The sequence below is a fragment of the Pseudomonas lini genome (assembly GCF_030812475.1).
Lineage (GTDB): Bacteria > Pseudomonadota > Gammaproteobacteria > Pseudomonadales > Pseudomonadaceae > Aquipseudomonas > Aquipseudomonas lini_A.
Map to the genome: position 1 here is coordinate 67,709 of NZ_JAUSSR010000003.1, position 17,606 is coordinate 85,314.

Below are 17,606 nucleotides of genomic sequence, written 5' to 3' on the forward strand. Positions count from 1 at the left end.
CTCTCTTTCAGTTTTGCGCCCGGTCGGGCGTCTCGGATTTAGTGTTTGCGGCTACGTTTTGTTGGCGAACGCCGGCTTCTTTGAGCTCTGCGACCCACTGCGGGTCGGCGTCACCGATTTCGTTGTTCACAGGCAGATAACGTTCAGGAAACTCCCAGATCAGCACCTGTGGCGGGCTGTTCTTGAAAGCATCACTTTTCAGATAGGTGAGCATCGGCAGAATCGGGCCGTGGCCGTCTTCGGCGTAATTGACCACGTCGCTGTGCAGTGCTTCTTTGAGCGCACCGACGAAGTTCCAGTTAGGGTTGGCGCTGTAGCTGGTGCCGATCAGGGCCACCGGTACTTCAGTGTTGGCAAACAGCGCGTCATCACCGCCAGCCTGGCCTTCAGCAACCACGGTGTTGCGCTTCTGCAACGGCTCGGTGGCCGGCATCAGGTTTTCGAACAGCGGATCCAGCGGCAGGAACAGACGCAAGTCGCCTTTGTGGGTGACCTTTTCCGCAGCTTCGGTCACGAAGTTTTGCGGCTCACCGCTCAGCGGCGTCTGGTCGGCAATGGTTTTGGCCAGGGTCTGGGCAGCGATTTGCGCGCCTTCCGGCGTCCAGTGGGTGTCGGTGCGCAGGAACACTTGCTGACCGTCCAGCTTGCCCTTGAGCAGCGGGCCGAGCAGGTCGGGAGCAATTACCTTGTTGGCAGCGACCTGGGCGTGGAAGTCCTGGTAGAGATTGGCGTGGATGCTCGAAGGCTTCACGTCACCCAGGTGTTCCGGATACAGGCGAGTCTTGGCCGGCACGATCGCCATCACCAGTTTCACGCCTTTCGCTTTCAGGGTCTGGCGCACGCCTTCGACCAGCGCGTAGTTGCCTTGCAGGTTCAGCTCTTCGTTGACGATCGGGTTGAACTCCTCATCGCTGTACAACCACTGGTCGCGACCGAGCACGACGCCCGGACGACCTTCATTGAACAGTTTGAAATCCAGCGCGGCCCAGAGGTTGGTGCCCAGGCGCTTGATCGGGAACTCTTCGTCGTAGTGCGTTTCCACGGCTTTGGACCAGCGGCCGTTGAGCACTGTCGCATCGGCGTTGGTACTGAAGCCCAGGAAGCTGCGCGTGGACCACACGCCCAGGGCCAACAGCGTCAGCATGAACAGGGCGATGTAGAAGATGCGTAATGAGCGGGTCATGGTCAGATCCCTCAGAACTGGAAGTAAAGGAACGGCGAGAAGCTTTGCGCCGAGAGTTTGAGAATCGAAGCAATGAACAGCAGCAGGACCAGGGCGCGCATCACATAACGCGACCAGTTGGCGGTCCAGTAGGCCGGTTGCACGGTCGCTTCAACGCCGACGGTGTAACCCGGCTCGTGGATGCTGGCCGGGTTGTCACCCGGTACGGCCTTGATCATTCCTGGTTGTGCAGTGGCCGGGCCATTGGCCTCGACGTTCACGGCAGGCTTGGTCTTCTCCGGTGGCAGGTTGCTGTAGAAATCACGGATGCCGAAGAACGCCAGGGTTGCGTACGCCACCACCAGGGTCGCCACTTGCAGGCCGGTCAGGCTGGCCTGGTTGAGTTCCGACAGCGACCATTCGCCGAAGCTGAACATCGCGCCGTACATACGGCCGGCGACGTGCAGGTTTTCTGCGCGGAAGATCACCCAGCCCATCACCACCAGCAGGAACGTCAGTGCCCAGCGGATCGGGTTGATGCTGCGTGGCGAAGTGTTCAGGCCCAGGGCCTTTTCGATCGCCAGCCACATGCCGTGCCAGGCGCCCCACACGATGTAAGTGATGTTCGCACCGTGCCACAGGCCACCGAGCAGCATGGTCAGGAACAGATTGCGATAGGTCATCAGCGTGCCCTTGCGGTTACCGCCGAGGGTGATGTACAGGTAGTCACGCAGCCAGGTGGACAGGCTGATGTGCCAGCGCCGCCAGAACTCGGTGATCGACTGGCTGATGTACGGCTGCTTGAAGTTTTCCATGAAGCGGAAACCCATCATCAAGCCCAGGCCGATGGCCATGTCGCTGTAACCGGAGAAGTCGAAATACAGCTGCGCGGTGTAGGCCAGGGCGCCGAGCCAGGCATCGCCCGTGGTCGGGTTCTGCAGGGCGAAGCAATGGTCGGCCACCACCGCCAGGGTGTCGGCGATGAAGACTTTCTTGATGAAACCCTGCATGAACCGCGTGCAGCCCTCGGAGAACTTGTCGAGGGTGTGGGTGCGGTTGTTGAACTGATCGGCCAGGTCGCGAAAACGCAATACCGGGCCGGCGATCAGGTGCGGGAAGATCGCCACGAACGCAGCAAAATCGATCAGGTTGCGGGTCGCCGGGGTGTCACCACGGTAGACGTCGATGATGTAGCTGATGGACTCGAATATGTAGAACGAGATCCCGATCGGCAGCAGCACGTGGGTCAGGATGAACGGCGACAGACCGACCGACGTCATCATCGCGTTGATGCTGTCGACACCGAAGTTGGCGTACTTGAAGTAGCCGAGAATGCACAGGTCGACGCCCACGCCCAGGAGCAACCAGCGCTGCGCCGGTTTGGTCCTGACGCCTGCCGCACCGACTTTCAGCCCGATCCAGTAGTTCCACAGCGTGACGGCGGCGAACAGCGCCAGAAAGTCCACACGCCACCAGGCATAGAACACATAGCTGGCAATCAGCAGCAGCAGGTTGCGATAGCGTATTCCGCTCAGGTAATACATGCCGAGAAAGATCGGCAAGAACAAAAACAGGAATACATTGGACGAAAATACCATCCCGATCTCTCCGTGTTTAACCAACAGTCAAGGGCCGCAGCCCCCCCAAACCCCCCCACCAGAAAACGGGGGAATATCACTTAACTCAAATCTTGCACTGACCCTGTAGGAGCGAGGCTTGCCCGCGAAGGGCGTTACGCGGTTGAACGGATGAACCGTGTCATCGTTCTTCGCGGGCAAGCCTCGCTCCTACAGGGGGTTTGCGTTTGTCCTAGGAACCTTTGCCTTTCTCGTAAGCCGGGTCGTAGACCTTGGTCAGGTCACCCCCGAGGCGGAAGGTCTTGAATGGCTGCATCTCGTGTTTCTTCTCCAGCACATCCGCCGAGCAGGTGTAGAGCGAGCAGAACGGTTCGAGCCAGGCGAATTTCGAGTCGACCTTGAGGTCGGTCATGTCCTGTTCCTTGCCGCTCTTCTCTTCGAACTCGTCCTGGTCTTCAACGCCGGCGAGCACGCGGTCACCCAAGCGTTTCAACGCGCCGTTGTTTTCCTGACGCAAGTCCACACCGTTGACCTGGGCGAAGCTGGCGATCATCGCCAGCGGCGGCAGGGCATAGTTGTGATAGGCGAGGGCGCGTTGCTTACGCTTGAGCTCGTTCGGCAGGAAACCCTCGGCGTCGATTTGATTGGCGCCGACCTTGAATTCCTTCACCGACCAATCGAACAGGTCGCGGCGGTTAGTGGCGATGGAGGTTGCCATCACCGACCAGGCGGACCAGTACGAGTGGTTGTTGGTTTTTTCCAGCGGCAGGTTGTCCCAGTCGCTGACCACTTGATCAGCCATCTTGCTGAACCAGGCTTCGATCAGTTGCGATTCCTGCTGATGGTTCGCCAACGGATGAGAGTCGGAGAACTTCAGGCGGACATAGGACGATGCCATGCTGCCCAGTGCCCATTTGCGCATGGACTTGCCGGTGTGGTTGAAGTCCTTGGACATCAACGCATCGGCCTTGGCCCAGGCGGTCAGCCAGTTCAGGGTGCATTCCAGTTGCTCAGGGCGCCCGTCACGCATGTACTGCATCACGTGCTTGCTGGTGGCGCGCTCGATCTTGGTGATGTCGGCCGTGGTATCGCGGAAAGCTTTTTCCGAGGCCTCGTTCAGGGTCGAACGGGCCTTGTCGGAGCCTTCGTACTTGCTACGAAATTGCAATGAGCCGGTGTAGGGCGTCGGCATTGCGTCACAGCCTTCGCTCTTGTCACCGGTTTTGACTTTTTCGATCGGCGCGAAATAACCCTGGGGTGGACGCAGGGGCGCGGCGGCCTGAGTCGCCCCGGCAAACATGGCCAGGGTCAACAGGGACGGTGCGATCAATCTTTTCAAAGTTCGAGTTTGCATGCATGTCATAAGAGGTTGCCTCATTGCCCGGCTTGAGCGGTACGCTGCCCCAAGCCAGGGAACACATTGCGTTTGCATATCTTCGCTTCGACTTTCTGCGGCGCGGCACCTGCTTCAGGGCCCTGGACTTCGACGGCCAGCAGATTCTGCGAGCCCCAGTCTTCGTCCGTGCGCAACTCAAAGGCGAAACGCCCGTCGGTGTCGGAGGTTTCCGGTTTTTCGATCTTGATGTCCTCGTGGCGACCGTTCATGTACCAGAGGGTGGCTTGCAGGGTTTTCACCGACGGATCGGCGAAGCGGATATCAACCTGATGGCTGCTGTTCTGCAGGTTCAGGTTCTTGGTGTTGACCATCAATTCGTTCTTGCCCGGTTTCAACGTGGTGCTGCCGGTCATCTGTGCATCCTTTCCTTCGCAACCGTTGTCCAGCAGCGCCATCATCTGGCGGTAGGTGGTTTCCTGGTCGAGGCGATAAAGCGGCGAGAATTCCCAGATCAGGATCTTCGGCGGCTTGGTCTGGAACTCTTCGCTGCCCAGGTACTGCAGCATCGAACCTTCCAGGCCACCGCCGGGGAACGCCACGTTGAGGATGTCGGCGCCGATGGCCTCCTGGAGGAAACCGGCGAAGTTGTAGTTCTTGCCACTGTGGCTGGTGCCGACCAGGGTGATCTCCGGATTGCCGGAGTCACTGAACAGATCGCCATCGCCTGCTTCGCCCTTGGGCTCGGTGGTGAACTGATCCATGTACTGGATCGCGTAGCTGGTGCCACAGAGTTGACCGGCCATATTGTGTAATGTTCCGGTCTTGCCCATGCGACCCGACTTATGGGTCTCGAATTCACGCTTGGGAATGTCGGCGAAGGCCGGAATCTGCTTGACCTTCTCGGCCACGATCTTTGCCGTGCGCTGGGCGCCATACGGTGTCCAGTGCTGGTCGCCGCGGAAGTAGAAGTCGTGGGCCGGCAGGGTGTCGGGCAGCGATTCATTGGTCAGTGGCGACAGGTCCGGAACTACATAACCCATCTGCGCGAAACGGCCGAGCATGGTCTTGTAGTTCTTCAGCGCCTTGTCGAAATCGAATTGCGCTTTCTCTTGCGGATTGAGCTTGTTGCGGTTCACCAGGCCTCGCGTGGGCTGATAAACGACAACGAGTTCCACGCCTTTGCTCTTGAACGCGTCGTGCAGCTCTTTCATGCGTTTGTAGCCGGCGGGGGTGGTGTCGAATTCGGTGCGCAAGTCTTCCTGGGTCCGGAACAGCCAGTCACCCTGGGCCTGTACCAGCGTGGTGAAGTTCTGCTGGTAGCGCGTGGTGTAGTTCTTGGCGTCGTGGGCTTCGGGGCAGAGGTTGCAGCACGGTTCGGCGCTGAAGCTGGGTGCTTTGGCTTCATCGGCCCGCGCACCGGCGCTGGCCGCGAGAATGCCGGCGGTCAGGGCCGACAGGCTGAGTAATTTGATCAAGTGTGGGCGCATAAAATTATCCTCAGTCCTGCATTTCGGTCTGGCGTTCGACAGGGTCGATCAGCACGGCTTTCTGCTGGCGCACCAGCAGGTCGAGAATTTCATCCTGGCGCTCGCCAAGAATCCCGTTGAAGCTGATGCCGCTGGATTTGGTCGGCGCGAGCATGGACACGCGATACAACTCGACGCTCAGCGGCGAGTCGATGGACAGCGGCCCGCTGCCGTTGCCGGCCAGTTCGCCACCGACGATGATCAGGGACACCTGAGCGTCGAACGGATCGAGGTCGATGTCCCGGTCGGTGTCGCTCAGGTCCTTGATGTGGCCGTACACACCGGTCAGGCCATTGGCCATGGCCAGGTTTTCGTACAGGCGGATGTTCACGCTGTTACGAATCCGGATGCCGTGGCGGCGGTTGCTGATCACCTTGTTGCCCCACAGCAGGTTGTTGCCACTCTCGTAGAGGGTGATGCCGTCGGTGTGGTTCTTGTAGATCTCGTTGTAGGCGATCAGGTTGTTCACGCTGTTACGGTCGATCACCAGGCCCGAGAGCTTGTTGTCGTAGCTGCGGTTGTTGAAGATGAAGCTGTCGTTGACCTCACGGGAAATGATGATCCCGTGCTTCTTCTTGGTCCCGTACACCGTGTTGTCGGCGATAATCAGACCGTGCGACCGGTCATGGGGGTCAATGCCGTAGACGATGTTGTCTTTGTAGGTGTTGCCCTTGACCACGAAGTCTTCGGCTTCGTAGCAGTAGAAGCCGTACCACATGTCCGAGAACTCGGAGCCGACGATCCAGCCAGTCGGTTCCGGGCGCTTGAGCACCTTGGCCATGTTCGGCGTGTACTGGGAAATACTCACGCCGTAGGACTTACTGTTGGCGTAGCCGAAGCTGGCCATCTTGCTGTTGGCGATATAGGTCTCGGTACCGCCCCACGACAGCAGGAACGGACGGAATTCCTTCGGCGACTTGAAGGTCGCCGGGCCGTTTTCCTTCTCGCGCCAGCCGGTGATTTTGGTATCGCGCACAAACAACTGACCGTCATTGACCAGGAACGAACCGGCCTCCTGGGACAGGCGCAATTCCTGGGTCTGCTTGTCGATTTCCAGGATGCCCTTGTTCCCGACCACGATCGGCAACTTCGCCAGGAACACGCCCGGCGAGGTTTCGCTGAAGTACTGCTTGGGTACCTTCTTGGCCAGGTCCTTGAGGTTCATGTAGCCGTCGTCGACGAAGATCGCCTGCGGGATGCCGTGCTGACGCACCACCCATTCGGCCATCTTGTTGTCGCCGCCGATGAAGTCCTTCAGGGCGTCTTCCTGCATCATCCGACGCACGCTGATTTTGCCGGGCTTGGTGCGCACGATTTTCGCGGCGATGGCTTCGGCGGTGTAGCCGGAAGTGTCCGGCAGTTTCGGCTTTTCCATCTCCAGCGGCGCGGTCGGCGCACTGGCGACGGTATAGGTCCTGGCCTGTTGCAGTTCCTTGGCCACGGTGGCCGGCTTCCCTTTTTGAGGGGCTGCCGGCTCCACGCTGGCGAAGGCCGCCGAGCTTGCCAGCAGCATCGCGCCGGCCAGCAAGGTGATCGAGCCTCTCTTCGGACTGTTCATGTGAGGAACTCCCTTCGCTGTTCGCATCAGAAGCGCCAGATCACGTCGACAAACGCACGGTGCATGTACGAGTCGACGCCTTTGCCGTAGGCATCGCCCGGCTTGAATACACCGCCGCGCAAACGCACCAGGGCCGAAGGCTCATCGATCGATTGACTCAAGGCGGCGGGCAGCAGGCCCTGCTTGAAGTACTTGGTGACGACCACATCCATTTCCTGGCCGAGGTCTTTGTTGCCATCTTCCAGCGGCAGCGAGGTGCTGGAGAGCACGGCGCCGGTCACGTCATCGGTGTCGTTCTGCACGGCGTTGATGCCGTTGCTGCCGACCGGCTTGTTGCCGTCGACGCGCCAGAATTTGTGGTAGATCACGCTGGCGTCGTATTCGTCGTTGAGCATCCACGAACCGAACAGGGAGGCGCTCTGCATGTTGTTCATTTCGCCACGGAAAGCCTCGCCGTAACGATGAACCCGCGAGCGGGTACCGGTGTAGTTCGAGCGGTTGCTTTGCAGGCCGCTCTGTTCGTAATCGGCGCTGGCGCGGGCATAGGCTGCACCGACTTGCCATTGCGGATCGAGGCGCAGACGCACGCCCAGGTCGGTGGCCCAGCCATCGACATCGCCACTGTTCTTGGCTTGTGCCGGCGCTGTGCCGTCGGCGTTGAGCGGGTTGACCCGGTCGCGGTCGCCGCTCATGCCGGTGATGCTGCCCCAGTAATTGACGGTATTGGTGTTGCGCCAGTTGTAGGCATCGCTGTCGGCGGTGAGGCCGATCCAGCTGATGTCGCCGTTCTCTTTCTTGTCCAGGGAATCGGCGGCTACACCCGGCTGTGCGTAGTCCAGCTTGCCGTCATCGTGGGTGTGATGACCGCGAATGCCGACCCAGTTGCCTGGGTTCCACTGGTACGCCGCATCCGCGTAAGCGTGCAGGCGATCCTTGTCCTTGGGCGCAAGTTCGGTGAGGTCGGTGCGGTATTCGCTGAAGCGTTCGGCAACACCGGCGTTGGCGCGCAACAGGGTGGTGTCGAAGGTCCAGTTCAGCGCTTCGATGTTGGTGTCGCGCCATTGGCCGTCGTCATTGCGCAGGCGTTGACGACCGAGCTTGAGGATCTCGCCAGGGTAGGGCGTCAGGCCGCTGTAGCCGACCCAGAACTCACGCATCGCCAGGTAATTCTTCTTGCTCTTGCGATCACCGCTGTCGGTGGCCTGGGTGCCGTCGCTGTCGGATTGCTGCAGGGTGTCGGTCTCGATGATGTCGGTGGACGTCACGGCCTGGCCCATGGCGTAGCCGCTCCACGCGCCGCTCTCGCCATAGATCCACGGACGCAGGTCGAGGCCGACGCCATTGACGTCGCCGCCGCTCGCCGTACCCAGGTCGGTATCGTCTTCGGACTGGGCGGTGACTTTGACGTCAAGGCCGTAGTTCTTGCTTTCGGTCAAGGCTGCCAGGGTCGGGCACGACCACAGCAGGGCGAATGACAGGCCAATGCCGGCCTTAACGAATGGATTCAACTTCATAGGGATTCCTCGCCGTCTTCTTCTTCCAGGGCATGCAGTTCCAGGGTGTTCTGGCTCGAGGCACCACGAACGGCCTGTTCTTGTTTCAACAGGCGTTGGGCCTCGGCAAGCTGGGCAGGCGGCAGCTGGGCTTCGAGTGTTTGCGCAAGCTCGGTGGCTTGCGGGGTGTTCCGGGCCTTGGCCAATTGGCTGAAGACATAAGCGTTAAGCGGGTCGGGCTTGGTGCCCTTGCCTTGGGAGAACAATTGGGCGATGGCGAAGTCGGCACTGCTCTGGCCGTTGCGCGCAGCGGTCAACAAGTGATCCAGGGCCTTTTGCGAGTAGACCTCGCCCAGGTAGCCACGGCGGTAGATCTGGCCGAGGTAGTAATCGGCGGCCACTTCCCGGCCGACGGCTTTCTTGAAGTGCTCTTCGGCGACCTTGGCATCGGCCGGGACCATCTTGCCCTCGTAGTAGAGCTTGCCCAGCAACAGTTCGGCGCGGGGCTGGTCGGCGGCGCGGCCGTTGTCCAGGTACTTCATCATGGTGTCGACGTCGCCGAGTTCCGGGAAGTCGTAGAGCAATTGCGCAAGGCTGACCCAGGAAGCGGGGTAGCCCGGTGCGATGCCTTCGAGCAGCGACTGCGCGGTTTTCTCATCGGTCGTGCCCAGGGTTGCATCGCCCAGTACGCGAGCGACGCTGTCCACGCGCTGAGCGGATACCGCACCGCGAGCCTGGGCGGCTTGCATCTGCTTGATCAGCTCTGCCTGTTTCTCAGGCGCCGCTTTCTTCTGATAGACCGTTGCCAGCTCGACGTAGCAGATGTCGGTGGTGGCCAACGCGGCCTTGCAGATGGTTTCCACTTCGTCCAGATGCTGGTCGTAAGTGCCCTGGGTGCGATACAGCAGCACCTGGGCCAGGCCCGCTTCCGCCTTGCCTTCGGCGCGCCATTGGCTGATCTGCTGCTGTGCGTTGACATTAGGGAAACTGTGGGGGTATTGCAGGTACAGCATCGCCAACGGGATCAGGGTATTGCGTTCACCGGCGGCGGAGGCTTTCTTCAACAGACCTTCGGCTTCCTGCTGTTCGGCTTCGGTGGAACCGGGCTTGGCCACCAGCAGACGACCCAGGCGTGCCTGAGCCCGCGGCGAGACGCTGGCCGCGGCGCGGTAAGTCGCCTCGGCCTGTTTCATCTGCGCCGGGTCACGGCTGTCGACCTGGATATCGGCCATACCGACCTGGGCTTCGCTGTAACCCAGGTCTGCCAGTTGCTTGTAGTTCTGTGCCGCCAGCGCGGTATCGCCGCGCTTGAGGGCTTCGTTGGCCAGGCGCTGGTCGGGCAGACCGGCGCAACCGGCCAGGCTCACGGCCAATGCAACTGCGCACAGGGAGCCCATGTGTGAGCGAGCCTGCTCGCAAAGGCTCCGGCTCGGTGCATCAGACAAACCGAGGCGACCCCTTCGCGAGCAGGCTCGCTCCCACAGGGTTTGCGGTGTTGTGAGGATAGTTGGAGTCGTCACGGGCATGTCCTCTGTTTAAAGACCGGCGGCCATGGCTTTGTCGATCAGCCAGTTCAGGTTCGGACCACGGGTGCTGTTCACTTCAACCGGACGACCGGCGAAAGCGCTGTTCAGCGGCTCGTCAGGCTTGATTTGTACGCGGATGTCGGACGACAGGTCGGCGCTGTTCAGGCTGGTGCTGCTGACGATCTTGCCGCTGCGGACGGTGTCTTCGCCGGCGATCTGGAAGCTGACCGTGCTGCCTGGCAGTACTTCGCCGAACTGGCGGTAGGAGAAGCGCGCTTCGACGTTGGCTTCGCTGTTACGCGGCACCAGTTGGAAGATCACGTCACCCTTGCTGGCGTACTGACCGTCGGCAACCAGTTGCTGCGCCACGGTGCAATCGCATGGCGAGGTCAGGGTGCCGGTCATTTGCTTGCCGAACAGCTCTTCAACCTTGGCCGGCTGCAGTTGATTGTCGTCCAGATGGCCCTTGAGCACGTCGAGCATGCTGGTGCTGAAGGTCGCCAGCGGGGCGCCTTTTGCAGCAACGCCGTCGGCCTTGATCAAGCTCTGCACGGTGCCGTCACGGGGCATGGTGATGTTCATCGCCGGTACGCTGACCAGGCCAGCCTGGGCGTGGCTGACGAAGTACATGCCGTACACCGATTTGAAGATGAAACCGAAGGCCACCAGGCCGACGAGGAAAATCGCCAGGCTGAAGGTCACTGCGCGCAGACGACCGAACGCGGTCATGCCGTGGCCGCCATCGTTGACCTTGCGCGCCTTGGTGAAGTTGTCGCGCTGCAGGGTCGCCAGCATCTCGCCGACGCTGACGATGTCGCCGGCCAGGTGCGAAGTGATCAGGTGGCGCAGGGTGGAAATGTCCCGCGGCTCCAGGTTCTGGAACTGGCAACCGGCTCGGCCGGTCTCGCGATCGAAGGAGCGTACTTGCAGCTCCACGTCCATGGCCAGGCCGAGGTTGTCGATGACGAATTGCAGGCGAGCCTTGTAGACCTCGCCGACCTTGAGTGGCAACTGACCGGCGTTGAAAGCCAGGCCGCCAGCGGAGAGGTCGATGACCCGGGCTTCAACCGGAGTCCGGTCAGGACCGAAGAAACGCAGCTTGGCCGGGATTTTCACTCGGGCGTGTTGGCGCTGGGCTTCTGATTCATGCACTACGTTGGCGTTGACGGCGGTATTCATATAGACGATTTCCTAGTTAATTCAGGCGAGTTCGGTCAGACCATCATCAGCAGCACGGCAACAAAAATGCTGCCGGCGGAGAAGGTCATGGTCCGAGACGACCAAGTGTTGAACCAACCTTGAAAGCTGGCGAGATCACGGGTCAGGGAAGTGGGCTGGCGACTCCAGGACTGTCGGTCGAGGCGGAAGAACACATAGATCTTCACCAGCGCGCCGACGATCTGGTTGTAATAGAGAATCGCCGGGTAGGCCGGGCCGATATTGTGACCGGACAACGACAGCAGCACGGTCAGGATCAGGCGGGTAATGCCGATCCACAGCAGGTAAACCAGGATGAACGCGGCGCCGTACTTGAAGGTAGCGATGAGCGCGACCGTCAGGCCAAGCAGCGACGTCCACATCGACACACGCTGGTCGAACAGCACCACCGAAGTGAACAGGCCGAGACGTTTCATCCCCAGGCCGAGGGCGCGGGAGTTCTGGCGCAGGTTGTTGCCGTACCAGCGGAACATCAGTTTGCGGCTGGCCTTGATGAAGCTTTTTTCCGGCGGGTGTTCCACGGTGTGGATCGCGGCATCCGGCACGTAGAACGTGTCGTAGCCCAGGCGCATCAGGCTGAACCAGCTCGACTTGTCATCACCGGTGAGGAACTTGAAGCGACCCAGGCGCCAGTGTTGCAGCGAATCGCTTTCGACGTCGGCGATGAAGTCCGGGTTGGTGACCACGGAGGCGCGGAACACCGACATCCGGCCGGTCATGGTCAGTACGCGCTTGGACAAGGCCATCGAGCACATGTTGATGTGCCGCTGGGCGAAGCGCAGTTTGTGCCATTCGCTCATGATGTAGCCGCCGCGCACTTCGCAGAACTCGTTGGTGGTCAGGCCGCCGACATTGCCGAACATCTGGAACCACGGCACGGTCTTGAGCACGACGCCTTCGGCCAGCACGGTGTCGCCATCGATCACTGCAACCACGGCGCGGTCGTCCGGCAAGTGGCGGGAGATGGCGCGGAAACCGTAGGCCAGGCCGTCGCGCTTGCCGGTGCCGGGAATGCGCACGAAGTCGAGCTTGACGCGGTCCGGTGGATTCATCCGTGACCACAGGCTTTTCACCAGCTTCTCATCGGACATTTCCACGATGGAGCAGACCATGGTGGTCGGCAGGCCGCAGTCGATCGCTTCGCGAATCACCGAGGCGTAGACCTGGGCGGTGGTCAGCGCGTCAATACGGAAACTGGTGACCATCAGGAACACATGGGACGGGTCTGCCGCTTTCCCCAGCTTGCGCACTTTGCGCCGCAGGTGCGGATAGACCACGTACAGAAACAGCATGCCGCGCAGAAAGTGCGTGGCACCCATCGAATAGCGCCAGATACCGACGATACCGATCAGGAAGATAAAGTCCCTCGACTCGGAGTCGAACGTGGACGCAGGCAACGCCATGGCGATGCCCATCAATAAACTTAGGTAAAACAGCCAACCGGCGGCCTGAAGTAGGCCGTGCTTTAGCCTGTGCATAATCTGCATCCGTCTCGATCTCGGGCGAGCCTGTGGGGTGGCCCGATGGGGTTAAGGCAGGCATAAAAACCGTAGGAGCGAGGCTTGCCCGCGAAGGCTGCGTGCCTGACACACCGCGTTGCCTGGTTCGCCGGCAAGCCTGGCTCCTACAGGAGCGAAGGCGGCGAACCTGACACATCACGTCGTCTGGTTCGCCGGCAAGCCTGGCTCCTACGGGAAGGTGTTACCAGCAGATGCCTTCGGTGCGGCCACTGACGCTGGTGGCCTGGGACATGAAGCCGACCAGGTCGATCACTTGCTTGCCCTGTGGCGCCTGTTGCGCCAGTGCACGGAACTTCTCGTCACGGTTGCCGAGGATGATCACGTCGCTGTTGTCGATCACGCTGTCGAAATCGGCGTTGAGCAAGGACGAGACGTGAGGGATCTTCGACTCGATGTAATCCTTGTTCGCACCGTGAACGCGGGCGTATTCGACGTTGGCGTCGTAGATGCTCAGGTCGTAGCCCTTGCCGATCAGCATTTCCGCCAGGTCAACCAGCGGGCTTTCGCGCAGGTCGTCGGTGCCGGCCTTGAAGCTCAGGCCCAGCAGGGCGACTTTGCGTTTGCCATGGCTGGAGACGATGTCGAAGGCGTTCTGCACCTGGGACACGTTGCTGCGCATCAGCGAGTTGAGCAGCGGCGCTTCCACGTCCAGGGAACCGGCGCGGTAGGTCAGGGCACGCACGTCTTTCGGCAGGCAAGAGCCGCCGAACGCGAAACCAGGACGCATGTAGTACTGGGACAGGTTCAGCGTCTTGTCCTGGCAGACCACTTCCATCACTTCACGACCATCGACGCCGACAGCCTTGGCGATGTTGCCGATTTCGTTGGCGAAGGTCACCTTGGTGGCGTGCCACACGTTGCAGGTGTACTTGATCATTTCGGCGACAGCGATGTCCTTGCGGATGATCGGTGCGTCGAGTTCTTCGTACAACGATTGCAGAACGTCGCCCGATGCCTTGTCGAACTCGCCGATGACGGTCATCGGTGGCAGGTCGTAGTCGGCGATCGCGGTGCTTTCACGCAGGAACTCAGGGTTCACCGCAACACCGAAATCGACGCCGGCTTTCTTGCCGGAGCAGTCTTCGAGGATCGGGATCACGACGTTGGCCACGGTGCCCGGCAGCACGGTGCTGCGAACCACGATGGTGTGGCGGGTGGTCTTGTCACGCAGGACAAAACCGATCTCGCGGCACACGGCTTCGATGTAGTTCAGTTCCAGGTCGCCGTTCTTCTTGCTCGGCGTACCGACGCAGATCATCGACAGGTCGGTGTCGCGAATCGCTTCGGCGAAGTTGGTCGTACCGCGCAGGCGGCCCGTCTCGATGCCCTTCTGCAGAAGTTCGCCCAGACCCGGTTCAACGATCGGCGATTTGCCGGCATTGATCATATCGATCTTGTCTTTGGCGACATCGACGCCAACGACGTCATGGCCCCGTGCAGACAGGCAACCGGCACATACTGCACCGACGTAACCCAAACCAAATATGCTGATGCGCATCGCATTTACCTCTCAGTTAATCAAGTCTGTTTCATCAGGCCATTACATGGCCGGAATTAATGGTGTTATGCGGTCGTGATGCACTCGCAAGTGCGGCCTTACAGGCGCAACAATGCAGCGTGCAGGCATAATAAGTTCCGAGTGTCTAAACAGGTCACTCAGATTGTGCGCAACTAGGCCTTATTATTATGATTTACCCCGTCTTGCAGCCGAGCTTCTCTGTAGAAGTCGCGGGTGCAAGGGTCTTGCGCGCTCAATGCCAGGCAAAAAGCCCGTAAATCAAGCGGTTGGGTGCTCAGGCGAGCACGTTTATAGGGGCGCGGCCTTGGCCTGGTAGGGGATAGTATTGATGCGTTATCTCCTGTCCTTCAGGTGTTGCCCAAATCAGGGACCAGTAGCGCAAGTTCCATGTGACAACTTCGCTACGTCAATCACTTCTCTGCGTAAGTTATCTCGCACATGCTCCGGGAGAATCGTTACCGGTGGTATGAACTACGCATCTGGACATAGTTCCGGTCCGCTCATCGCGAATTCTGAAATTTCTTGAAATATTGACAAAGATGGCACTGCTTTCAAATTGATAGCAACGTCTGTTTCACCCTTGATACATGGGGTTATGAGCGCAATAGATAGGAATGTGCCACTACCGCTGAAAATTTTCGGTGCCACTACGGAAAAAAATCAGCCAAGTCGAGTGAAACTAAAGTTAGGGATTTGGGTGCTGGATTTCTGGCGTCAATAAGGTGTCGGATCGGGCGAAGGATTGTTCGACGATCAGACGTCGGCGCATGACGGAACTCGAAGCGTCATGCGCCGACCGGGTGACTACTCGGGTGCGTGATCGCGCAGAAACACCAGATTGTCCGGTGAGGATTGCTCGACGCTGTAGCGATAGCCCTGTGCATCGAACTGTTTCAGGGTTGCCGGATCGTTGACCCGTTCTTCAATGACGAACCGGCTCATCATGCCCCGGGCTTTTTTGGCGTAGAAGCTGATGATCTTGTACTGGCCGTTCTTCAGGTCCTTGAACTCGGTGTTGACGATGCGCGCGTTCAGGGCGTTGCGCTTGACGGCCGAGAAGTACTCGTTGGAAGCCAGGTTCAGCAGCACGTCGTCGCCTTGATCGGCGAGTGCTTCGTTAAGCCATTCACTGATCCGCGTACCCCAGAAGGCATACAGGTCCTTGCCGCGGGCGTTGGCCAGTTTGGTACCCATTTCCAGGCGATACGGCTGCATCAGGTCCAGTGGGCGCAGCAGGCCATAGAGGCCCGACAGCATGCGCAGGTGCTGCTGGGCGTAATCGAAGTCGGCCTCGCTGAAGGTTTGCGCGTTCAGCCCGGTGTACACATCGCCCTTGAACGCCAGCAGTGCCTGTTTGGCGTTGGCGGGGGTAAAGGCCGGGGTCCAGCTGCCGAAACGCGCGGCGTTGAGCCCACCGATCTTGTCGGAGACATGCATCAACTCGCTGATCTGCGCCGGGCTCAACTCGCGCAGTTGCAGGATCAGCTCCTGGGAATGGTCGAGGTATTGCGGCTGGGTGAAGCGCTGGGTTGCCGGCGGTGTTTCGTAGTCGAGGGTCTTGGCGGGGGAAATCACCATCAGCATGAAGTCGTCTCCTTTAATCGTGGGGGCGATTCTAGGGGGTTGTCCGTGTTGACTCCAGCTATCACGTCCATAGGTGATGATCGGTGGCTATCCACAAAACCCTGTGGGAGCGAGCCTGCTCGCGAATGCGGTGTGTCAGTTTCCGATGATGCCTACTGACACACCGCATTCGCGAGCAGGCTCGCTCCCACAAAGGTTCAGTGCTGCTGCGGGAATGTGTGTCTCATCAGCTATAGTGCCGCCCGGGTTTTGTTATGGAGACATCCCATTGCGCATCGCTCTTCTTTTCTCTGCCTGGCTCCTGAGCTTCGGTGCCCTGGCCGCGCCGGGCGAGGTGGCGACGCTCGAGCGCAGCACCTGGCCCGAACAGCTCGACAACCCGACCCTGTTCGATGTCGCCTCACGCGCCGAAATCCTGGCGTTCGCCCGAGTCCTGCTGGCCAGCGAATCCCTCGACGAACCGGGACTGGCCCAGCGCCTGGGCCTGCGCACCATCAATCTGCAGTCGGTCGACCACCTGCGCCAGCGCCTGTGGCAGCGTTTGCTGGTCAATTACAACTTCGCCCAGCGAAGCTGCGATCAGGATGCCTCCTTCTGTTTCCTGGTCGAGGACCTGGAGACCTTGCGCCGGCAAGCGGCCAGGTTTCAGGTCAGTGACGACAGCTACTACATCAAGTGGGCCGAGCCGAGTCGGCAGTTCCATGCCCGCTACCTGGACGAGCAACTGCGCAAGGCTGCGCTGTTCCCGCAAACCAGCAGCGAAGTCGATCGTTTTGGCGACTATGAGCGCAGCGGCGATCAGATGAATGACCGGCTGTTCCTGCTGACCTTCGACAGCGCCGCCAATGCCGCCCCGGACAACACTGCCTGGGTGACCGAGTACCTGCGCAAGTCGAACATGAGCGCCACCTTCTTCGTCCTCGGCAAGGACATCCAGGCGCGTCTGGCCGAACGCTCGGTCGCCAGCCTGCAAGCGACTTACTCAACGCATTGCATCGGCGTGCAAGGCTGGGAGTTCCGCTCCCACAGCCACTGGCTGGACTGGCAGGACTCGGTGCGACGCAGCGTCGAGCTGGTCAAGGGCAAACTGCCGGAGAATTACGTGCCGCTGTTCCGCCCGCCTGACGGTCAGCGTCGAGCGGACGCCGAAAGCTTCTTCAAGGCCCAGGGCCTGCAAGTGGCGCTGTGGGACATCGATGCCCAGGATGGTGCCGGCAAGCTCAAGCCCGACCAAAGCGCGCAACGCGTATTGACCCTGATGCTGTTATGGCGCCACGGCGTGATCAATTTCAACATCAAGCAGGATGGCGTGAAAACGGCGATGCCCTGGCTCATCACGCAAACGGCGCAAAGCGGGATCGGTTGGGAAGACTGTCAGGATGGTTTTCGCTGAAAACGGCAAAAGGCCGTAAACATTGGGCGAAGGGCGAATCTGGGGGAGAATTCTATGCAGGTTGACTTCCGACTTTAACGGCACATTGCCTGCACGCCAAGGGCTATTCGTCATTCTGAAAAATAAACTTAAAAAAAGCGTCAAAGTACTTTTTCCTGTCACAGGTTTTGGAGTATTACGAAGACAGACCGCCG

General features: G+C 60.0%; 12 protein-coding genes. 1 reads left to right on the forward strand and 11 read right to left on the reverse strand.

The window, feature by feature from the left end; genetic code table 11:
* Positions 1-7: 7 nt before the first annotated feature.
* The 11 genes from J2W17_RS06765 to yaaA form a co-directional block, all read right to left on the reverse strand.
* Positions 8-1,183, reverse strand: coding sequence for an alginate O-acetyltransferase (locus J2W17_RS06765; protein WP_307331217.1), 1,176 nt, complete (start codon positions 1,181-1,183; stop codon positions 8-10).
* Positions 1,184-1,194: 11 nt separating this feature from the next.
* The gene (locus J2W17_RS06770; RefSeq protein ID WP_150798867.1) at positions 1,195-2,760 is read right to left on the reverse strand and encodes an MBOAT family O-acyltransferase; all 1,566 of its coding nucleotides are present in this window, start codon (positions 2,758-2,760) and stop codon (positions 1,195-1,197) included.
* Positions 2,761-2,971: 211 nt separating this feature from the next.
* Positions 2,972-4,102, reverse strand: a complete 1,131-nt coding sequence (locus J2W17_RS06775) for a mannuronate-specific alginate lyase (RefSeq protein WP_307331222.1) — start codon at positions 4,100-4,102, stop codon at positions 2,972-2,974.
* Between the two features lie 11 nt (positions 4,103-4,113).
* Positions 4,114-5,562, reverse strand: a complete 1,449-nt coding sequence (locus J2W17_RS06780) for an alginate O-acetyltransferase (protein ID WP_307331225.1) — start codon at positions 5,560-5,562, stop codon at positions 4,114-4,116.
* Positions 5,563-5,572: 10 nt separating this feature from the next.
* Positions 5,573-7,159, reverse strand: coding sequence for a mannuronan 5-epimerase AlgG (gene algG / locus J2W17_RS06785; RefSeq protein WP_307331228.1), 1,587 nt, complete (start codon positions 7,157-7,159; stop codon positions 5,573-5,575).
* Between the two features lie 26 nt (positions 7,160-7,185).
* Positions 7,186-8,673 carry an alginate export family protein gene (locus J2W17_RS06790; protein ID WP_307331231.1) on the reverse strand — a complete coding sequence of 496 codons (1,488 nt, stop codon included), beginning with the start codon at positions 8,671-8,673 and terminating at the stop codon, positions 7,186-7,188.
* A complete protein-coding gene (gene algK / locus J2W17_RS06795; RefSeq protein ID WP_307331234.1) occupies positions 8,670-10,172 on the reverse strand; it encodes an alginate biosynthesis TPR repeat lipoprotein AlgK in 1,503 nt (500 codons plus the stop codon). The genes J2W17_RS06790 and algK overlap by 4 nt, the downstream gene beginning before the upstream one ends.
* 15 nt (positions 10,173-10,187) lie before the next feature.
* Positions 10,188-11,357 (reverse strand): alginate biosynthesis protein Alg44, encoded by a 1,170-nt coding sequence (locus J2W17_RS06800; RefSeq protein WP_307331238.1) that lies wholly within the window; start codon positions 11,355-11,357, stop codon positions 10,188-10,190.
* A 35-nt stretch (positions 11,358-11,392) separates the two neighbouring features.
* Complete coding sequence (gene alg8 / locus J2W17_RS06805) at positions 11,393-12,874, reverse strand: mannuronan synthase (protein ID WP_373459967.1); 1,482 nt, start codon at positions 12,872-12,874, stop codon at positions 11,393-11,395.
* Between the two features lie 223 nt (positions 12,875-13,097).
* Positions 13,098-14,414, reverse strand: coding sequence for a nucleotide sugar dehydrogenase (locus tag J2W17_RS06810; protein ID WP_154998176.1), 1,317 nt, complete (start codon positions 14,412-14,414; stop codon positions 13,098-13,100).
* A gap of 825 nt (positions 14,415-15,239) precedes the next feature.
* Positions 15,240-16,019: a peroxide stress protein YaaA gene (gene yaaA, locus J2W17_RS06815; protein ID WP_307331243.1), complete on the reverse strand. Its 780-nt coding sequence runs from the start codon at positions 16,017-16,019 to the stop codon at positions 15,240-15,242.
* Between the two features lie 268 nt (positions 16,020-16,287).
* Between yaaA and J2W17_RS06820 the strand changes: the two genes are divergently transcribed.
* Positions 16,288-17,412, forward strand: coding sequence for a polysaccharide deacetylase family protein (locus J2W17_RS06820; RefSeq protein ID WP_307331246.1), 1,125 nt, complete (start codon positions 16,288-16,290; stop codon positions 17,410-17,412).
* Positions 17,413-17,606: the final 194 nt, after the last annotated feature.